Source organism: Legionella sp. ST3F1 (genome assembly GCF_048553315.1).
Classification (GTDB): domain Bacteria; phylum Pseudomonadota; class Gammaproteobacteria; order Legionellales; family Legionellaceae; genus Tatlockia; species Tatlockia donaldsonii.
On sequence record NZ_JBLZIO010000001.1, the window covers coordinates 268,175 to 289,369 of the forward strand.

Consider the following 21,195-nt stretch of genomic DNA (forward strand, 5'->3'; position numbering starts at 1 on the left):
GATTAGCTTAAAAGGCAAAAAGTAAAAATTTGTCGCAAATCCCCTTGACCCACCAGCGGAATCGATTTAAGATTCCGCCTCATTCCCCGGTAGCTCAGTCGGTAGAGCGGATGACTGTTAATCATTAGGTCGGCGGTTCGAGCCCGTCCCGGGGAGCCACTTTTCAAACGTGGCGATTCTTCAATATTAAACGCATCCACATCTTGTATTTTTCTGTTAATTTCATAATTGAATCAAATGATGAGCTTAATTCCACTTGTGGCTTTGATGCGCCCGGGAGGAGTCCGATACTAGAAATTGCAAGAAGCGGCGTTTTCTATGGGAACTTGCTGAATAAAGAGGTTATAAGTGTTCCCCGCCTGATTTCTTTTACGCGCTGACGAATAACTTTGTTTAAAAACGCTCCTACGCTATCTCTTATTAACGTGCCACTTCGTGGTATTTTTTCAACCCGTTCTAGCGTGCTTATTAGGCAAAACCTCCTATTCCTTTAGCTATACTTGTACAAATAATTACTTCTATAGATAGATATGAAACTTAAAATCGTATTTTGCGAACCACCTGTGAAACCTATTCAAGCTGCTGACGATGAAAAATTAATTGTCATTCAAAGTCCCTATAAGATTATTCAGGCTGAATTAGGTGATACAAGAGAGTATGAAAAATTAGATGGCTCCAAAATGCCTGAAGATTTTACCTATGAACAATATTGCCATGAGATGATGAACCTCATCCATACTACTATCAGTGAAAGCGATATATCTGAGCCTGTTTACGATCAAATCACTATTGAGGGATTCAATCAACCTCCAAATTTTAAAGCAATCTGTTCTGAAATAGAAAAAACACCTATACCTTGTGCTTCAAGCAGTAAAATGTTATTTGAAAACTGTTCTTTTGGAGGGAAGCAACATACCGACTCCGTTAGTAGACTGATTGGTTCCCTGCAAAATCACCATTTTGAACATCACGAGGAACCATTAACCTTCGAAATAATTCTGACTGATCAACGTAAAACTCACCTATCTAAACATGATGAAGCACGTCTTGCGCTGTTGAAAGATGTGGTGGTCTATCGAGGCAGTGAGAATATTTCCCTGAAAACATTTAGCGATGATTCGCTAATTGGAGTAAAGAGGACTCCTTTAATCACAAGGTTAGAGGCGCCTACTTTTTTTTACCGCAACACTATAAAAACGAGGAATGGGCAACCCTCTGCTGAAATGGTATTAAAAAATTTCTTCAGCCAGGAGGCACAGCAGCAAAGTGATTTTACCTGTGGTCCCGCCACTGTAAAAATGGTTGCAGGTTATTTTGATTCCATGCGAAGTCGAGGCTTTTATGGCGCTCCAGTAACAAATCAAGACGTATGGCATAAAATCGATCAAACCCCTGAAATGCTTCTTGCAGAGCAAGTAAATACCTCAGAAGCAGAGGGTTCTGGTATTCCTGAGATTCGCAACGGATTGATAGAAATGGGCATTACTGTGTTTGATGATGATGGTTTGAGTGATAAAACCCATGATGAAGAGACATTAAGTGCCCATAAAGAATTGTTATGGAATAGAATCCATCAAATTCTAAAAATGGGTATCCCTGTTATTTTAAATATGCAAGATAAGGGTGGTTGTGGTCATTTTGAAGTAGTTATTGGTATTGAGGAGAGCCCAGAGGGAGAACACATCATTCTAGCCGAACCAGGAACGGCCTTGATTGGTAATCTTGAATTTGAGCATATTCCAAAAGATAAATTTATTGCCCGATGGAAAAATATGAGTGGTGAATTTCACGGTCGATTTATGATTTTATCCCCTAATGAAGCCTCTAGCCATAAAATAGATACTATTCTCGCAGACGTACCTCACTATAAAAATGGGGAAGAAATGAACAGAGCAGCAGAGTCCACACCTGGCGTCTGAGTTTATGTAGGATAGCAACATTGGTACTTTAGGTCGTTTAGGGGGGACCAGTAAAGAAAAATAGAAAATCATGCTAACTTTCTGTCTAAAACCATTGAGCTGCCCTGACAATGAAACCCCTGATTTTGCTACGCTTTATCAAGGCTACCAGCGCCCTGTTTCCGTCGTCTACGTGGCAACGATCAGAGCACTATTGTTTTTCCTAAAAGGTACTCTTATTATTTGCACATAAAAAACATTCCTAAGAACATTCTTAGTATGTTAATGGTTTGAATCAGGGAGGAAGTATGTTCTACAGGATTTTGTTTCTTTTAACCATTCCCTTTTTATCCTTTGCCGATCCTGCCCCCTTTGGTTTAGAAATCAATAAGACCACGCTGCCAGAAGCCCGCAAACTATATTCATTAGCACTCGCCTCTAAAAACAAAGAAAGCAAAACAGAAACTTACCAGGTCGATACCCGAAAAATTAATTTTAAAGGATTGCTCTCTCTTCAGGCTACCTTCAATGAAAAAGGGATCCTGGCGGCTGTCCATGGAACCATGGAAAAAACAAATTTTGAAAGAATGTTAACTACTCTTGATAACAAATATGAATTAATAACAAAACAAGTTCCTCCGGCAGGTAACAAAGAAGCAAAACTTAAAGATCACAATACCATTATTTTCATTGAAGCCCCTCATCTCAGTACACAAATGGCCTTTCTATACATGAATGAACAGATATGGAATAAAGCACTGGCCACCATTGCCAAGAATGGGAAAAATCAAAAATTACAGGAAAAACGTCAGGTATAACATTTATAAAGGTTCAGATAGTACTGCCAATAACGGCTAACGCCTGGTTTATCTTTCTATAAGGCGCCCACAGTTGATTACAACACCCTAATATTGTCTTAATATTCCTGCTGTACTATTGCGCGCATATTACACTATTTAACGAATAATTATGCAAGACAATAGCCGCATGAAAAGCGAATTGCTATTAAGAAAAAATTTTTTGTTTTTTAAATCGTTTGAAACGATAAGAACACTAATCCTTATTAAGGATGTTTTGGCTTTATACGGCGACAATATTAATGCCATGCATCATTTGGCAACCGGTGAAAAGCCGGAGTTAGTCAACCCATCTGTTGCCATTTATAATTCCAATGACTTCTCTTTTCATTTTTCTGACAAAATAGCTGCCTTTCTTGCCAAACGGAAACAGTTTGATGTTGCTGATTTTAATAATTATTTGTCCCATCTTTTAGATAGGCAATTAAGAGAAATTTTTGGAACAACTGTGAATTTAGTACCCTATAAGCCAATGAGCGCTAAATTTGCACAAGATCTTCTTGCACTGCAACAATTTCAAGCCACCGATTTTCATAATCCTTTTCACAGTTATGAAGTCAGAATGGTCAGTGAAAGAGACTATGCAGAGCTAGAGCAACTACCAAAAAACGTTATTTATCTTTATTTAGAAGAAGGGTCACATTACCAGGCTAAACTTTCCCTGGACGGCCAAATAATACTTTCCTCGTTTGATCATGCCATACATCAGGACTTTGTTGATGAATTTGCTTTATCTCTGGATCCGGCCGATATCATCCTCAATTTTGCCCTGATTGAGCGAGAGCGGGTTGTCGAAGCCGTGATAACCCGAGACCAAATTACTAATTTAGTGAAACATATTGATTGCGGTACTCTAGCCACAAATCTTTATAATCTGTTAGCCGATTCGAAGACTGAGCTTAACACAGAAGGAAATTATCTTGATTTGCACCATTTGCATAAGATGATGGATACCACAGACCAGGAAGGAATACCATTCTTCAGTGTGGATGGCTTTGCCGGCCATGTCTTTACTATCCTGCCCGTTAATGATGACATCGGCACGTCCGAGTATTGTATACTGCAATCAAACACTGCCCATGAATTACAAAGACATAATGCCTATAACGGCAAGCAATGGGTTGAAAATGATAAAAGCGAACGCGTTTATACTTTGGAAATGCTGGTGAGTTTGTTCAATGAATTTTATGCCACAGACACTGAAAACGAGAGAAGAATAGCAATCTACGAAGACCTTTTTTCATTGGCTCCCCTGAATGCCGAGGAAAAGAAAGCGATTTTATCGAAAATTGACTCGGCACCCATCCATATTTATCTGTGCCATTATCAACCAAAAAGCGTTTCTCAAAAAATTTCCACCCGGTTATTGGACTTTCAGTCGCCTATAACGAACATCGTACTGGTAGGTTATTAAGGAAAGCATTTAGCTCACGGCAATCGTCAATGACCAGGTCGGCCCTCCGAGCCAGACTGCCAATTTATTAGACATCTTTCGACACTCACTGCCCGTGCTCCAATACAGTGGAGTATCGAAAGATGTCTATTCTGAGCGCAAAAAAACTAGATCAGGAATGACTAATTATGGTTACAATAACCACTAACTATTAGCTGTAGTAGGAGAAGACGGTGACGAAGACCCCTGAGGGGTTTGCTGAACAGCAAATTCTGAAAATCTCGATAGGGATGACCTTTTTTTTATCAATCACAGGGATCGTATTCGGCCTTCTATCTGGCTCATTGGCGATTGTGTTTGACGGCATGTTTGACATGATTGATGCCTTCATGTCCATCCTTGCTTTACTGGTTACCCGCCTCCTGACGAGTGAAGGCAATCGCCGCTTTCAATATGGTTATTGGCATGTTGAGCCGATGGTTCTGGTTTTTAATGGTAGTGTTCTTATCCTGCTTTCGGCGTACGCACTAATCAACGCCATTGGTAGCTTTTTATCGGGGGGGCGCGAATTAAATTTTGATCTGGCTTTTTTTATCGCCTTATTAATGGCAACTTTATCCATGTATATGTATTTTTATGTGCGCAAAAAGAACCAAATTGTTAATTCTGAATTTTTAAGACTTGACGCCCATAGCTGGTTAATGTCCGGCACCATTTCATTATCCCTTTTAGTTGCATTTGGTATTGCTACCTTCATGGATGGAGGGCGATACCAGTATCTCACTCCTTATGTTGATCCACTCGTATTAGCCGTCCTTTCTCTCTTTTTAATTTTTGTGCCCATGTCCACAGTCGCTAACGCCATGCGCGATATATTTCTGATCGCCCCCTTTGGGCTTGATGAAAAGGTAAGGCTTTTTTTGGATCAACTGGTTGTACGGTATGGCTTTAAAACTTACGCCAGTTATGTAGCCAAAATAGGCCGTGCACAATTTATTGAAATACATATTGTTGTGCCTGCTAATTACCCTATCTCGAGTGTTGAGGAATTAGATGGGATTCGGCGCGAAATAGCAGATGCGATGGGTGGAGATAGCCCACAACGCTGGATAACAATCGCCTTTACTACCAATGAAAATTGGATTTAAGCAATCCTTATAACCGTCGCTCCAGCGCTTTGCTGCACGGGTACCGAACCGTTAGCATCCAACTGCTCAGGAGGTAAAGTATGTGGTCGAAGATCCTTAAAAATGATTTCTATCCTTTGCTTAAGTTGGCATCCCCACTTGTCATATCGGGTCTGGTCAGTGCATCCATAGGATTTTTTGAAACCGTATTTCTCGCTCATTTAAGTCACGAGGCAATGGCCGCTGGCGCTCTCGTTAGTTGGCTCTTTGGTGTTTTTGTTGTCATTATCTACGGAACTCTGGGTTCTATTAATGTTTTGATAGCACACATGCATGGGGCACAAGATCGGGATGGAGTGGTCAAAGTTGTTCGCGATGGACTACTACTGGCAGTGTTGCTTTCTATTCCGGCCATCTTTTTATTTTGGAACATGGCACCACTATTTCTATTCTTTGGACAAAAGCCCTCATTGGCTTTGCTGGCAGAACCTTATTTACACGCATTGACCTGGGGCCTATTACCTACTTTCATCGTTGTCGCGCTCTTTGAATTTATTATCGGCCTGGGGCATGGCCGTGTGGTGATGTTATTTACCACCTTGTCTGTTTTGCTGGCCTTGTTTTTTAGTTTTTCTCTCATTTTTGGACAATTCGGCATGCCTGCTTTAGGCATTGCGGGTGCTGGTTGGGGGACCACTATCAGCTATTGGATCATGGCTTTTATTTTATCGACCTACGTCCTGGTCAATAAACATTACCAAGTTTATTTTAGCTCTGTTTTTACCCGCGAAAAGCCTGCTTTTATTTGGGAATTATTGAAAGTTGGATTACCTATGGGCGTGATGTACTGCTTTGAAGTCGGCTTTTTCTTTGCCTTAACGTTGGTCATGGGCTCCCTAAGCCCGGAATTACTTGCTGCCAACCAAATTGCCTTGCAATACATGGGGACACTCATGAGTGTTATTTTTTCTGTTGCCCAGGCGGTAACCGTTCGTATGGGACATCTAATTGGAGCCAATGAAATTGTTGCCGCAAAGCATGCCAATTACGCAGGTCTTTGCCTTTCAGTCAGCTTTATGAGTTTATTTGCTATCATTTATTGGCTATGGCCGAACTTATTAATTGCCATTGATTTGGATGTCAAAAACCCGCAAAACGCCCTCATAATCAATTACACCAAACAATTATTTGTCGTCAGTGCCGTATTTCAATTATTAGAAGCAACACGAATCACCTTATTTGGCGCTTTACGTGCTTTAAAAGATACCCATTTTACCTTAATCACTTCGATCATTAGCTTCTGGGGTATCGCCTTACCGGTTGGGTACTTACTGGCAACCCGATTCAATTTCGGTGGTGTTGGCCTATGGTCTGGAATGGCAATAGGGGCTGGGTTCAGTATGTCTTTGTTGCTAGGGCGTTTTAACAAAAAAATAAAGGTGAGAATGGCTTGAGAAAACTGGTTATACTTCACAACACCCTTTTTTATGATGTCAAATGGACAAATTCGAGAAAATTATTCTGACCGAGTTAGCTGGTGAGCGTGTATTGCAGGTTACCAGTAAATTAGCTGCAGAAGGTGTTATTCAACAGCGTGATAACTTCTGTTATTTAAAAATCAATGATGACTATATTCACCATACTCATCCCTTCCTGACTGAATATGGCGTCATTGAAAAACCGGCCTATTTTATCCCACCTGACGATGTTGGCGCTCATATTTCCATTATTTATCCGGAAGAAGATAACGTGCCGCAAACAGTAGTCGGACAAATCCATTCTTTTTCAATTTGCGGATTACTGAAAGCTCAGTATGGCTCAAGAGAGTATTTTGTCCTTGCGGTGAGCTCACCCTCCCTAAAAACTTTTCGCCAAACACATCATCTGGCAGAAAAACCAACATTTAAGGGCCAGGAAATTTTTTTCCACATTACGATTGGCGTCAGGGATTGTTTTGAAAATGCGATTAACACGCCTTCGAGAAAATAAAATGGTCAAAAATATCTTAGGGTTAGCTAGAAAGTTACGAATAATTACTTACCTTGACTGACTAATAATTCCCTAATCTGTATTATTTTGTTATAATGAGCACTCCAAAAGTCTACTTAATCAAAAAAGTACTTTTTTATGCAAACCGAACGACATGAACAAATAGCTAAAATCGCTGCTAACTTCGCTACCTTGCAGGTAGAAGAAGCGCGTTCGGCCAATTCCACCTCTGATGAAATCGCCAGCCAGTTGAAAACCGAACTGGGTAGTCCCGCTGCCTAACCTTTTTATTTTTTACATTTAAAAGAACCCGTACATAAAAAAGTATTGTGGGTGCGCTAAATTAATCGATAATTTGAGGTTTTTGTGGCTAATTTAATCCCTGAAGAATTATATAATTTACTCGTCGAAAAACAGGCGCTCATTCAAGACCCTATTGTGGTACCACGCAATTACTCAAGTCTTAAGACGCAAACGATTCAGCAAGAACTTCGTGATGAAATTGAAGCGTTAATAAAACTCTTTGGAGAAGGCTTAGAGACTTTTCGCCAGGGTTTTTTAGACCGTTGTAAATACCGTGCTGAACAAAATGCCGGTACTTGTTTAAGCCTGTTTGCCATGCCTGATGGGGAATGCAATCAATTGTATTGGCAAATTGCCGAACGTCTCTTTGAGCCCAAGACCATGGGAGACATGTTGGCGCTGTTGCTTCCTGATAACACCCTGTTGATTAGCTATGAAGTGACTGAGGAAACTCGCCAACAGTCTCTGCGCGAACGCGTAAAAAATCCAGTTTTCCATTTTGAGGCAAACAATCTTGCCTGTTTAACCCAAGAACCTTCCCCTGCTGCCTTGAGCCAATTTGCCGTCAGTGGTGGCCAGCTTTTTGATGTGACTGATCTCGTACAATGGGAGTTTACTACCCATACAAAATTCTTTAACACCTTTCAAAAGCAATACCCAGAATTAGCCGCAGCACTTTATCAGCATAATGACGCATTTAAAAAACTACGCCAACATTTATTGGCAGTCAGCAAAGGCCAATCACCACGAGAAGTGATTAAAGAGTTCATCCAACAGTTCCTTTTAGGCGGGGAAACCTTAACCGGGGAAACCTATGCCAGTCTTGAGGCACAAACAGCAGTAACCGATTTTTTTGGCTATTTGGAATCGCTTCCCGACACCCTAAAGGAAGCGCTATTCGAGTTAGAAACACTATCATCTGGCATTTCATTGGACTACGTTTGTGAGCATTTAAGAGCTGAAAATTGTGTGGAGCAGGCTGCTGCCTATTTACAGGACATTCTAAATAACAAGGAGAATGCAGTTATTCTGGATACCAGACCGGATTTATCGCCAGAACAATTACAGCGGATTCACAAGTCCTATGGCAAGTCTCATGCTTTGTCTTCAGTAAGTGATAGCCCAACGGCACTCCCCCTGCACTATCTTAAGAAAAACCTGGAAGAACTGGTGATTAAGGATATGCATGTCCTTTTAGATCTGCTTCTTGCCTTTCCTCCAGGTTATTACCCCTTATTGTTTAAATATGCGCAAATTTCCTACGATGCCAGTTCACTGGGAGAAATGATGGCAAGTGGAATTTTTTTAGGGGAACAACTAACTGCCCTTAATCAAGCCATTATGGATAATATGGAAAATTTTGGTGGGTTTTCTGCCTGTTTACAGTTTGCCCTCGATCATCACAATGATGAGTTAGTAAAACTCCTTTTCTCTTTATTGGCGCAAGAGGAACAACCTGCCGCTTTTCTGATGGAGCAATTGGGTGGGTTTTCTGAAAGTCTACGAATAGCCATAGCTCACAAAAATTATGAATTACTCAAACTAATTATCACTTCGTTACCCCTTGAGGAACGACTGGCTGCACTCGTTGAAGCTAAACTCTCTGATGGCGCCCCTATGTTGGCTTTCGCCACAGTTAGAATGCCATCACAATTCCATTGGATTTTGGAATTGTTGCCCGAAGAGCATCGTCTAACTGCAATTACAGCCACAGAAGGTCACCCTACGGTTTTATACTTAACAGCGGATCCTGAGGTCATAGGTACTACATTAAGCTTATTACCTGAGAAAGATCGCCTCACTGCACTTAGAACAGAGAGAAGGGGAAAAAGTGGTTTATTCCGAGGAGCTCTTCATATTGAAGTATTCAAAGTGATGTTGGCGCTCTTACCGCCGACTGATCGCTTGAATGCCGTTACTGAAAGAATATTCTCCGACCTAAATACCCTTGAAGTAACGTTGAGCAGGGATGTATTTAAAGAAATATTGAATTTGTTGCCTGAGATCGTCCCTCCTCCCCCAAACGCTGCTCACTCAGCAAAGCAGAACGAACAAATTGCAACGCTTTATAATCATATCCAGCAGTTAAAGAATCATGGCCTGGAATTATATAACCAGATTGATAATAGAAGCGTTGAGACAGCGGGTAAACAAACCATTTGCTTAGCAGTCAGTCTCGCCACTCTTGCCAACCATCTTATTAACGCGCAAACCAATGCTGAGCAACAAACTGCACAAAGAAATTTTCTGGAAGAATTGCGGCAAAATATAGATATGAAAGAACTAACACTGTTGCAACCTCTTCTAGCCAATATTGCCATTAGCGCATTTGCTTATGCGCTAGGCTTATCAAAAGAATTGGGGGCTTTAGTAGAAAACGGACTCTTCAATAGTGAACAGCTGGCCCATCTAAATGAGACTATTGTTACCAATATTGAACCGGTAGGTGGCATTTCCGCGGGCCTGCGCTTTGCCCTAACTTACAAAAATTATGAGTTGCTAAGACTTATTTTACTTTCATTATCCCCAGAAGAACGTTTGGCTGTAATCAACGAGAAAGGCAGTGAAGGCAACAGTGTTTTACATTTTGCTGCCCATGACCTAGAAGGGCTAAGAGCTGTTTTAGTGTTGCTGCCCGAGTCCAATCGCCTGGCTGCCGTTAATCAAAAGGATAACAACGGTGATTCTGTACTCCACCTTAACCCAGGGGCGTTAAAAACTATTTTAATGTCACTGCCCGAATCCGATCGCCAGGCTGCCATCAATGAAAAGAATAACAACTTCGGTTACTCTGTAATCCATCTTGCTGCCAATAATGCAGAATCGCTAACAGCTATTTTAACGTCGATACCGGAATCTGCTCGTTTAACTCTAGTTAATGAAAAAGCCAACAATGGTCGCACTGCTCTTCATTCTGCCGCCAATAAACCAGAAACGTTAGAAGCTATATTGAACTTGTTACCCGAAATGATGCCTCAGGCCAACCCAAACTACTCGGCCAAAAGGAACGAACAAATTTCAATGCTATATAGCAATATTAATCAATTAAGAAGCTACGGCCGAAAATTATATAATCCAGTTAATGATAAAAAGGCTGAAACAGAGGGTGTAAAAGCCGTTTGTTTAGCACTTAGTCTTAGTTATTTCGCCAACAAATTCATGAATACCCAAAACCATGAAGAACGACAAATCGCGCAAGAAGCATTTCAAAAAGAGCTGAAGCAAGGCATCCTCGATATGCACCACCGCGCACGTTGGAAACCTGTTCTCGCCAATATTATCATTGCGGCCACAGGCATTGGTCTGCTGGTCATTTTTGGGAAACTCTACTTAACCAAAAGCGCCTTTTTTATGCAAACCGAACGGCATAAACAAATAGATAAAATCGCCAGTCACTTTACCGCTTTGCTAACAGAAGAAGCGCCCTCGACTAATTCCACCGCCGATGAAATTGCTAGTCACTTGAACACCGCTCTGGGTAGTCCCTCCGCTTAAGAGGTTATTTTTTTATTTACACTCGCAGTAAAAAACTGCCGGGGCACTCAACTAATCAATAATTTGAGGTTTTTGTGGCTAATTTAATCACTGAAGAATTACATCATTTACTCGTCGAAAAACAACAATTAATACAAAATGGTGTTGATCTGGTACACGATTATCCAAGCCTTAAGGCACAAACCATTCAGCAAGAACTTCGTAATGAAATTGAAGTGTTGATAAAACTTGTTGGAGAGAGCTTAGAGACTTTTCGCCAAGGTTTTTTAGACCGTTGTAAACACCGTGCTGAACAAAATGCTGATTCTTGTTTAAGCCTGTTTGCAATGCCTGACGGGGAATGCAACCAACTCTATTGGCACATTGCAGAGCGTCTATTTGAGCCTAAAACCATGGGAGACCTGTTAGGCATCTTAGCTCCTAACATCACTGCTCTAGTCAGCTATGAGGTTGCTTCTGATGCCAATCAGGGTTCGTTACGCGAACGCGCCAAAAATCCGGTCTTCCATTTTGAAGAAAGAGATCTTAACAGTTTAAAGCAGGAACCATCGCGTGCTGTTTTAGGCGAATTTGCTGTTAGCGGCAATCAACTTTTTGATGTGACTAACCTCGTGCAATTCGATTTTGCCACCTATGAAAAATTCTTTGATGCCTTCCAACAGCAGTACCCAGAATTAGCCGCGGCACTTTATCAGCATAATGAAGCCTTCAAAACGCTTCAAAAGAACTTAGTGCTAGTCAGTAAAGGTCGATCACCACGAGAAGTCATTCAAGAGCTCATTCAACAGCTTCTTTTAGGCGGCGAAACCTTAACCGGGGAAACCTATGCCAGTCTCGAGGCTCAAAAAGCCGTAACCGATTTCTTTGGCTATTTGGAATCGCTTCCTAACGCCATTAAAGGAGCATTATTAGGGTTGAAAACCAAGAAAAGCTTTTCATTAAACGATGTTTGTGAACACCTAAAAAATGAAAACTGTGTCGAGCAGGCTGCATCGTATTTAAAAGATATTCTAAATAATGATGCCAATACAGTTACCCTGGATATAAAACCTCATTTGTCGCCAGAACAGTTGCAAGCGATTCAACGGCCTTATGGAAGAACGCGCCCTTTACCCGCCGCCAGTACGAATACCACCACAACGCTCCCCATACACTACATGGAAGAGGGTTTAAACCAATTAGTCATCGATGATGAACAGGCTTATTTAAATCTTATTCTTGCCTTCCCCCCAAGCTACTACTCCCTACTATTCAAACATGCGCAAATTACCTGTGAGCCAGCTTTACCGGAAGAGCTGGGTGAAATGATAGAAAATGGATTCTTTAATGAAGAACAACTGGCTGCCCTTAACCAGGCTATTGTTGACAATAGGGAGCGCTTGGGCGGTTTGTCCGAATGCCTGCACTTCGCCCTCTATAACAATTATGAATTAATAAAACTTATTTTAACGCCATTGCCTTCTAATGAACGCCTGGCGCCCTTCAAAATAAAATATCGCAAAGATGAAACGTTTTTGCACTTCTTGACGGAAGCACCAGAAGCATTAAGGACTGTTTTGCCATTGTTACCTGAGTCGGAACGCTTGGCTTTAGTCAATGAAAAAGATGCAACAGGCAACAGTACTTTACACCTTGCTGCCAATAATCCAGACGCGTTAAAAGCTATCTTAACGTCATTACCTGAAACCGACCGCCTTGTTGCAGTCAGCACAAAAAACAGTAAACACAACTCCACGCTCCATCTTGCTGCCAATAACCCAGAGGCGTTAAAAACTATTTTAGAGTCACTACCCGAATCCGATCGCCTGGCAGCAATCAACATAAAGAACAGCGACGGGGACCGTATACTCCATGTTGCCGCGGATAATCCAGAGGCGTTGAAAGTCATTTTAACTTTATTGCCCGAATCCGCCCGTTTAACTGCCGTTAAAAAGAAAAACGGGGAAGGTAACTCTAGCCTCCATTACGTTATCGATAAGCGCGAAGCATTGGAAACTATCTTGACTTTGCTCCCTGAAGATCAGCGCTGGGAAGCTGTCCAACAAAGAAACAGCAATAATGCCAGCCTTTTGCATCGACTGCTCTATTATAAAAATAATGCCTTAAGCATGGTTTTTGGCTTATTACATGAGTCACACCGCTTGGCGGCAATTCAAGAAAAAAATCGCGCAGGCAACAGCCTCCTGCAAAGGCTTTTTTCTCAACCAGAAACAATTATCAGGCTATTGACTCTACTACCTAAAACTGATCGCTTTGCAGCAATTACAGAGAAAGACGATAGGGGTAATACTCTCTTGTACAGGGTAGAGATGCAAGCCTTAGCAACTATTTTGGAGTTGTTACCAGAAACTGAGCGTCTTGCAGCACTGACCATACAAAATAAACGCGGTAAAAGTGTTCTGCATACGATGTCGATTGATAATTCACCAGTAATGACAGCTGTTCTCACCGCTGTGCCAGAAGAGAAGCGCCTGACTGCACTGAGAGATAGAGACTATGAAGGCGAGCAGAGCCTACTGCTGCGAATTGCCGATGAGCCGAAAATATTACAAGCGATCTTAACGTTATTACCTCAGACCGATCGCCTCACCGCACTTCTTGAAGAAGACAGCGAAGACAATAAAATTTTATATCAATTCGCTGATAATTCAGAGACCTTGCAGGCTATTTTAGCTTTATTATCACCGCCCGATTATGAAATTGCTGTCAGGGAAATAGACTATTATAAGCAAACGACCTTATTTAAGTTCCTGCAGGAAAAGCGACGGCTACTAAAGGATATTGGGGTAGCCCATGATTACCCAAGCCTTAAGGCAGAAACGATTCAGCAAGAACTTCACGACGAAATTGAAGTATTGGTAAAACTTCTTGGCGAGGGTTTGGAAACCTTTCGCTCAGGATTTTTAGACCGCTGCAAACGGCGAGCCGAGCAAAATGCTGGTACTTGTTTAAGCCTGTTTGCCATGCCTGATGGGGAATGCAATCAATTGTATTGGCACATTGCAGAGCGCCTGTTTGAGCCTAAAACTATGGGAGACCTGCTAGGCATCTTAGCTCCTAACATCACTACCCTAATCAGCTATGAGGTTGCTTCTGATGCCAATCAGGGTACGTTACGCGAACGCGCCAAAAATCCGGTCTTCCATTTTGAAGAGAGAGATCTTAGCAGTTTAAAGCAGGAACCATCGCGTGCGGCTTTAAGCGAGCTTGCTGTTAGCGGCAATCAACTTTTTGATGTGACTAACCTCGTGCAATTCGATTTTGCCACCCATGAAAAATTCTTTGATGCCTTCCAACAACAGTACCCAGAATTAGCCGCCGCACTTTATCAGCATAATGAAGCATTCAAAACGCTTCAAAAGAACTTAATGGTAGTCAGTAAAGGGCTATCACCACGAGAAGTCATTCAAGAACTCATTCAACAGTTTCTTTTAGGCGGTGAAACCTTAACCGGGGAAATCGAAGCCAGCCTCGAGGCTCAAAAAGCCCTAACCGATTTCTTTGGCTATTTGGAATCGCTACCTGACGCCCTGAAAGGAGCATTATTACTATTAGAAACTCAGTCAGGCACCTCATTAACCGGTGTTTGTGAACACTTAAGAAATGAAACCTGTGTCGAGCTGGCTGCATCGTATTTAAAAGATATTCTAAAGAATGAAGCCAATGCAGTTACACTGGATACCCGACCTCATTTGTCTCCAGAACAGTTGCAAGCGATTCAACGGCTTTATGGAAGAACTCATCCTTTACCGGCCGCCAGTACGAATACCACTACAACGCTGCCCATACACTACCTTGAAGAAGGTTTAAAGCAATTAGTTATTGATGATGAACAGGCTTATTTAAATCTTTTACTGGCGCTTCCCCCAAGCTACTACACGCTATTACTTAAACATGTGCAAACTTCCTGCGATCCTGACTTACCGGGGGAGTTGGGCGAAATGATGAGGAGCGGACTCTTTAATAGGGAGCAGTTCACAGCGCTTAACCACGCCATTGTTGCCAATAGGGAGCGATTTGGCGGCTTTGCCGAAAACCTGCGATTCGCCTTAAACTACAGCAATTATGAGTTATTGGGACTTGTTCTAACCTCATTGTCCCCTGAGGAGCGCCTGGCGCAATTCAAAGTAAACTATGATGGAGACGACGGGTACAAATACACTCTCCTGCATATGATGTCGGGCAAACCGGAAGCATTAGCGACTGCTTTAACCTTACTCCCGGAGTCAGATCGCCTGGCTACAATCAATGAGGAAGACAGTGAAGGTAACAGTGTGTTACATCTTGCTGTTAATAACCCAGACGCGTTAAACGCTATTTTAACCTCACTGCCCAAATCGGCTCGCCTGAAGGCCATCAACAAAAAAAACAGCGCAGGCAACTCTGTGCTCCATGTCGCTATTAATAGTCCCCGGGCATTGCAAACTATTTTGGATGCACTTTCTCCAGAAGAACAAGCTGTCGTCAAGGAAGAAGAACTTTATAAGCGGATGGCCTTAGTTAATCTCCTCCAGGAAAAGCGAGCGTTATTACAGGATTTGGGGATAGCCCATGATTACCCAAGCCTCAGGGCGGAAGTGATCGAGCAGGAACTTCACATCCAAATTGAATCATTGCTACAAATTCTACCTCATTGCAAGGATTTAGAAGCCTTTCGCCAGGTATTTTTAGTTTGGTGTAAATCCCGTGCTGAAGAAAATGCAGGGACTTGTCTAAGCTTGTTTGCAATGCCAGATGGAGAGTGTAATCAACTCTATTGGCAAATTGCCGAACTTTTATTTAAGCCCAAGACCATGGGAGACCTGTTAGGCATATTAGCCCCTCACGTTACCACGCTGGTCAACTATGAGGTTAATTCCGATGCTAGTCAGGATTCATTGCGTGAGCGCACGAGAAATCCTCTCTTTCGTTTCCAAGAAAAAAGTCTGGCCTGTTTAGAGCAGACTCCCTCCCGTGCTGCCTTGCGCGAATTGGCTGTTAGCGGCAGTCAACTCTTTGAGGTGGCCAATCTCATACAATTTGATTTTGCCACCCATGAAAAATTCTTTAATGCCTTCCAAACGCAATACCCAAACTTAGCCGAAGCACTTTATCAACACAATGATGCCTTCAAAACACTGCAAAAAAACCTGGTGCTAGTCAGCAAGGGCCAGACACCTCGTGAAGTCATTAATGAGTTCATTCAGCAGCTTCTTTTGGGAGGTGAAACCCTAACAGGAGAGCCCTTTGCCAGTATCGATACACAAAAAGCAGTGACTGATTTTTTTGGCTATCTGGAATCGCTTCCAAACACGCTGAAGGAAGCATTATTAACGTTGCAAACCAAGGAAGTTGCTCTTTTTTCGTTAAATAATGTTTGTGAACATTTAAGAAGAGAAAACTGTGTCGAGCTCGCTGCATCCTATTTAAAAGATATTCTAAAGAATGAAGCCAATGCAGCTGCACTGGATACCCGACCTCATTTGTCGCCAGAACAGTTGCAAGCGACTCAACGGCTTTATGGGAGAACACGCCCTTTACCTGCCGCCGGTACGAATACAACCACGACGCTACCCACATACTACCTTGAAGACAATTTAAAACAATTAGTGATTAATGACGAACAGGCTTATTTAAATCTTCTTCTTGCCTTTCCTCCCAGCTACTACACGCTACTATTCAAGCATGCACAAATTTCATGCGAACCAGCTTTACCAGTCGAGCTCGGTGACATGATAGAAAATGGCCTCTTTAATAACGAGCAACTAACCGCCCTTAATCAAGCCATTGTTGACAATAGGGAGCGATTGGGCGGCTTTTTCGAATGCATGCAATTCGCCCTAAATTACAACAATTATGAGTTAGCGAAATGGGTTCTAACCTCATTGCCCCCAGAACAGCGTGTAGCGCGACTCACAGAAAAAGATGAGGTCGAAAACACACTTCTGCATGCGATAGCCAAACTACCCGAAATCTTAACGATTGCTTTAACCTTGTTACCCGAATCAGAGCGCTTGGCTATAATCAATGGCAAAGGCAGTAAAGGCAAGAGTGTTTTACAGCTTGCTGCCAAAAACCCCCAGGCATTAAAAGCGATTTTAATGTCGCTTCCTGAGTCAGACCGCCTCGCTGCTGTTAATGAAAAGAATAGTAATGGCGATTCAACACTCCATCTTGCCGCCCATAACCCAAAATCCTTAGAGACTATTCTAACCGCCTTACCTGCCATTCAACGCTGGGATGCAATCAACGAAGAAAATGGCAAGTACATCAATTTGTTGCGTCAAATTGCTAACAAGACAGACACTTTAGCGATGGTTTTTGGCCTTTTGCACGAATCACATCGCTCGCTGGCGAATAAAGTCAATAACCTCCTGATCGGGACTATCTATTCTTCCGAAACCTTAACCATCCTATTGGCCTTAATACCCGAAACCGAGCGCTTAGCAGCACTTAAAGACGATAGAGGCAATATTATCCTGCCTGATTTATACGCACGATACAGCACTAATTGGACAGATATTTTACCGTTATTGCCGAATAGTGACCTCCTTGAATTCTTTACTACAAAGGGAGGCGATTATCAAAATATCCTCGAGCGAATAACTACAGAAGAAGAATTTGTCACCCTATTGGATTTATTACCAGAAGCAGTACCCTTAACCAGCTCAGCTTATTCTGCTAAAAAGAATGCACAAATTTCACTGCTGTATAGCCATATTAACCAATTAAGAAGCTACGGCGGAGAATTATATGATCATCTTATTGACAAAGAGGCCGAGAAAGAAGGTAAAAAAGCCATTGTTTTAGCACTCAATCTCAATCATTTTGCCAACAAATTTCTTTATGCGCAAAATAACGAGGAACGACAAGTCGCCAAAATGGCGTTTGAAAAAGAACTGCGAAAAGGCATGCTCGATATGCAACACCGGGCACTTTGGAAGCCTATTCTCGCTAACATCGTCCTTGCTGCTACAGGCCTTGGCTTGTTGATGATTGTAGGGAAAGTCTGTTTAACCGGAAGCGCTTTTTTTATGCAAACCGAACGCCATAAGCAAATCGATAAAATCGCCAGTACTTTTACTGCATTAGAGATAGAAGAGGAAACGCCGTTGGTGAGTGCTTCCATTTAAGCCCATCACTAAAAATCCCTCTTCAATCATCACTCCGAACAAAGAGAAAATCTCCTGGGTCTTCAGGAGATTCTCCCGCTACGTTCAAGAGGATGATGTAGAGGGAAACCCAGGATGACACATGGAATACGCATCAATAAATCGGATACATCATTATTTGCAATCACCGGGCCTCACAGAGGCCCGGCCTAATTCAGCGCCGTTTTTATCATCATAAATAGCAGAAAAAATGATCCCTTGCATAACGTAACGACTTAAATCTTTGTCGCTGCAAATTTCTTTTATTAATTGGGGTTTGATATTGTCGTTAAAGTAATTCAGATCAATCTCTGCTTTATCGGCCTTCAGTAACCGATAGCGGTAGGTAATTGTTTTGTTATCAAATGAAATCGCGTAAATTTCGGTGTCGGAGTCAATTTTACTCGGTAAGGCTTTCTTTAACTGAGTGACTTCCATTTTTATTTTATCGGACAAGCTAGCCCTAAAGAATAAATTGGCTAATAAAACCGCTTTCAAAACGAGTAGAACAGCACCCAGGATTACTGCCAGTTTGGCAAGCCATCGCCAGAGTCTACGCCCCTTGTATGTATTACTACTTCGCCAAATTGCAACATAAATTAAAGGGAAATAAATAAAAGGAAAAATAAGATAGAGATAAAAAAACCATTCCATAGAAGAGGTTGTTGCCAATTGAAAGTAGTATTTTTCGATTACCTTCCCTATGCCATTATAAATAATCGCAGGGATTACTCCAAAAACCCAATAGGTAATAACCAGCCGACGATTCCCTTTTAATAAATCCCACATCGTTTAAAGCCCCTGGGGTTCATTGATTTGTTGTAGCCAAAATCGATATCATTTTCATAGCAAGCCGGGTCTTATTGCTCCAGCATTTCGATCATTAAATGATTCACTTCCACTTCGTTGTGAAAAGCATTTTCTACCATTTCTCGCGAGTACTCTTTTTGGCTTGGCAGCATGATGAAAACCTCGCGTCGAGGATTATAGAGGGCGTGTATTACGCCATACTCAAAGGTATTTATGGTAGTATCGGCTTGTGGAGAACATTTATGTTTTAGCCACTTTTTAAAGTTTTCATGCTCAGTCATTATCTTTTCCTTGAATTAGAGCTACAAACTAAATATAGAATAAAGGCAAGCAGTTGGCACTTGAAGTCATCTGTGATAAAAAGTTTGTCGATTAATGTTGTTTCCAATTTTATTAAGGGAAAAAAATGAAACCGGCTATTTCAATGTACAATGCTTCAGTCCCCGTTTTTAAACAATTACTGAATTCATTAAATACCATTTTAGATAAGGCCCAAACCCATCTGGTCAGTGGTGAAATAGCAGCTGATTCCCTGCTGCAGGCAAACCTGTTCCCGGATATGTTTAATTTTACCCGCCAAATCCAAATCGCAACTGATTTTGCCAAGGGAGTTGTTGCCCGCTTAGCGGGTGTGGAAGTGCCTGTTTATGATGATAATGAAGATAGCTTTGAAGCCTTACAGGCACGCATTGAAAAAACACTGAAATTTATCGCTGCTATTAAACCTGAACAGCTTAATGGTAGTGAGGAAAAAGAAATCACCATTCGCCCTGGCACCCCTAAAGAAAGAACCTTTAACGGCCAAACCTATCTCTTACACTACGGCCTGCCGCAATTTTTCTTTCACGTAACCACCGCCTATGGCATCTTGAGAAATCAGGGTGTTGAGATAGGAAAAATGGATTACATGGGAAGAATTCCCTAGTCCCGGTTTATTTATAGTCACCGGCTAATGAAAGATAGATTGGTTGGCAGATGAAGTTGTCTTCAACGAAATCCTTGTGTCAGGATTTATTCCTTTTGCTGGTTTTTGCAGGTTGGGCGCCTCGCCCAACAGCGCCTGCTCATCACAGATCGGGGCAAGGGCGCGACCTGTGATGAGCAGGGGGTCTGATATCACCATAACGCAATCCCCAGGCAATCGCTTCGGCCATGTTTTTACAGTCGAGTTTTTGGAAAATTTTGTCAGGGTGGGTTCTGGAATGCCACCTTGCAAGCATGTTCTGCAAGCATTACAGAACCCTTGCATCTCACACCATAATCCATTGTTCCTTTTATTTTTTAGTCAGTTACCTACTCGCGTCAGCTATCAATTTTACGCCAGAAACAACCGTGGAAAACCGCAGAGAAGAACTTTTTTCAAGCCGCTTTCACACGCACTTTCCTCGAACAGCATTTATAGATAAAGTGTTGATATCCTTTTTTCACCGAATCAGTGAAGAATCTCCCCGGAATTAGGAGAGCTCCCACTGCGTTTGAGATAACGCCGGAGTGAGTTACAAGTCTATGTACCATTTTTATCGCACCTTTTTAATCACAGTAATTTGGCTTTCCCTATTGACCGTACCTTATATGGTTGTTGCTTATGCCTGTTATGCAGGCTTATGCGGTGGCTCCGCAGCAACAGAAATTAGAAACGAGCATCCGCACTCTATTTCAATCATCGGCTATTCGATCTGGCTCTACCCACTGATCGCTCTTTATGCGCTCTATCACTCTCGCAAATTGGCTGAAAATGCTTATCGTTCTACAGCTATCTTATGGCTTCCTTTACTTTGCCTGCTTCCTTTTATTGGCGTGATGTATAAAACCAAAGAGATAGAGGCTCAAAAGAAACAGCAGAGAGAAGCTTACTATCGTGCCCAACCTAACGATTTCGTCTGCGCTCCGGGGAAATTTATCCGTTTTGATCCCTTACAACCTGAACACACCTATTTTTTTACGGGAACCCCCGATGGGAAAGGGTCAACTGTCTCTTATTTTTATAAAACTGACGAGTTAAACGCGTTTTTAAAAAACAACAAGATAGATGGTTCGCAATGTAAAAATCAAAAAGGAATTCCATTCAGCAATTTTATCAAACCCTAAAGCGTGGGGCTCAGCAGGATACCCTGCATAAAGGATGTCAGGTAAATAAACCCCTGGTTTTTTGCTTATACTTCCAATTAGACTTAAGTTTTTGTTACCGTTAAC

At 41.9% G+C, this 21,195-nt stretch carries 14 protein-coding genes and 1 tRNA gene; 12 read left to right on the forward strand and 3 right to left on the reverse strand.

The window, feature by feature from the left end; translation table 11 throughout:
* Positions 1 to 83: 83 nt before the first annotated feature.
* From ACN4Z1_RS01250 to ACN4Z1_RS01295, 10 genes are all read left to right on the forward strand, one after another.
* Positions 84 to 159: transfer RNA gene (locus tag ACN4Z1_RS01250), tRNA-Asn, on the forward strand.
* A 371-nt stretch (positions 160 to 530) separates the two neighbouring features.
* Positions 531 to 1,919 carry a papain-like cysteine protease family protein gene (locus ACN4Z1_RS01255; protein ID WP_228363570.1) on the forward strand — a complete coding sequence of 463 codons (1,389 nt, stop codon included), beginning with the start codon at positions 531 to 533 and terminating at the stop codon, positions 1,917 to 1,919.
* 287 nt (positions 1,920 to 2,206) lie between these two features.
* A complete protein-coding gene (locus ACN4Z1_RS01260; RefSeq protein ID WP_228363569.1) occupies positions 2,207 to 2,716 on the forward strand; it encodes a hypothetical protein in 510 nt (169 codons plus the stop codon).
* Between the two features lie 151 nt (positions 2,717 to 2,867).
* A complete protein-coding gene (locus ACN4Z1_RS01265) occupies positions 2,868 to 4,169 on the forward strand; it encodes a hypothetical protein (protein ID WP_228363568.1) in 1,302 nt (433 codons plus the stop codon).
* Positions 4,170 to 4,381: 212 nt separating this feature from the next.
* Positions 4,382 to 5,296, forward strand: coding sequence for a cation diffusion facilitator family transporter (locus ACN4Z1_RS01270; protein ID WP_228363567.1), 915 nt, complete (start codon positions 4,382 to 4,384; stop codon positions 5,294 to 5,296).
* A gap of 80 nt (positions 5,297 to 5,376) precedes the next feature.
* A complete protein-coding gene (locus ACN4Z1_RS01275) occupies positions 5,377 to 6,729 on the forward strand; it encodes an MATE family efflux transporter (protein WP_228363566.1) in 1,353 nt (450 codons plus the stop codon).
* Between the two features lie 43 nt (positions 6,730 to 6,772).
* Complete coding sequence (locus tag ACN4Z1_RS01280) at positions 6,773 to 7,264, forward strand: hypothetical protein (protein WP_228363565.1); 492 nt, start codon at positions 6,773 to 6,775, stop codon at positions 7,262 to 7,264.
* A gap of 138 nt (positions 7,265 to 7,402) precedes the next feature.
* Positions 7,403 to 7,546 carry a hypothetical protein gene (locus tag ACN4Z1_RS01285; RefSeq protein WP_181879287.1) on the forward strand — a complete coding sequence of 48 codons (144 nt, stop codon included), beginning with the start codon at positions 7,403 to 7,405 and terminating at the stop codon, positions 7,544 to 7,546.
* Between the two features lie 84 nt (positions 7,547 to 7,630).
* Positions 7,631 to 11,062 (forward strand): hypothetical protein, encoded by a 3,432-nt coding sequence (locus tag ACN4Z1_RS01290; protein WP_419413435.1) that lies wholly within the window; start codon positions 7,631 to 7,633, stop codon positions 11,060 to 11,062.
* Between the two features lie 74 nt (positions 11,063 to 11,136).
* Entirely contained in the window at positions 11,137 to 18,174 is a 7,038-nt protein-coding gene (locus ACN4Z1_RS01295; RefSeq protein WP_228363562.1) for a hypothetical protein, read from the forward strand.
* Between the two features lie 153 nt (positions 18,175 to 18,327).
* Here ACN4Z1_RS01295 and ACN4Z1_RS01300 read toward each other — a convergent pair whose 3' ends face one another.
* Positions 18,328 to 18,981 carry a hypothetical protein gene (locus tag ACN4Z1_RS01300; protein ID WP_228363561.1) on the reverse strand — a complete coding sequence of 218 codons (654 nt, stop codon included), beginning with the start codon at positions 18,979 to 18,981 and terminating at the stop codon, positions 18,328 to 18,330.
* Positions 18,982 to 19,052: 71 nt separating this feature from the next.
* A complete protein-coding gene (locus ACN4Z1_RS01305; protein WP_228363560.1) occupies positions 19,053 to 19,283 on the reverse strand; it encodes a hypothetical protein in 231 nt (76 codons plus the stop codon).
* Positions 19,284 to 19,408: 125 nt separating this feature from the next.
* On the opposite strand from ACN4Z1_RS01305, the gene ACN4Z1_RS01310 reads away from it, so the two are divergent.
* Positions 19,409 to 19,927 (forward strand): DUF1993 domain-containing protein, encoded by a 519-nt coding sequence (locus ACN4Z1_RS01310; RefSeq protein WP_058446439.1) that lies wholly within the window; start codon positions 19,409 to 19,411, stop codon positions 19,925 to 19,927.
* 24 nt (positions 19,928 to 19,951) lie between these two features.
* On the opposite strand, the gene ACN4Z1_RS01315 is transcribed toward ACN4Z1_RS01310, so the two are convergent.
* On the reverse strand, positions 19,952 to 20,125 hold the full coding sequence (locus ACN4Z1_RS01315; RefSeq protein WP_419387977.1) for a hypothetical protein: 174 nt from the start codon (positions 20,123 to 20,125) through the stop codon (positions 19,952 to 19,954).
* Positions 20,126 to 20,508: 383 nt separating this feature from the next.
* On the opposite strand from ACN4Z1_RS01315, the gene ACN4Z1_RS01320 reads away from it, so the two are divergent.
* Positions 20,509 to 21,090, forward strand: a complete 582-nt coding sequence (locus ACN4Z1_RS01320) for a hypothetical protein (RefSeq protein ID WP_228363559.1) — start codon at positions 20,509 to 20,511, stop codon at positions 21,088 to 21,090.
* Positions 21,091 to 21,195: the final 105 nt, after the last annotated feature.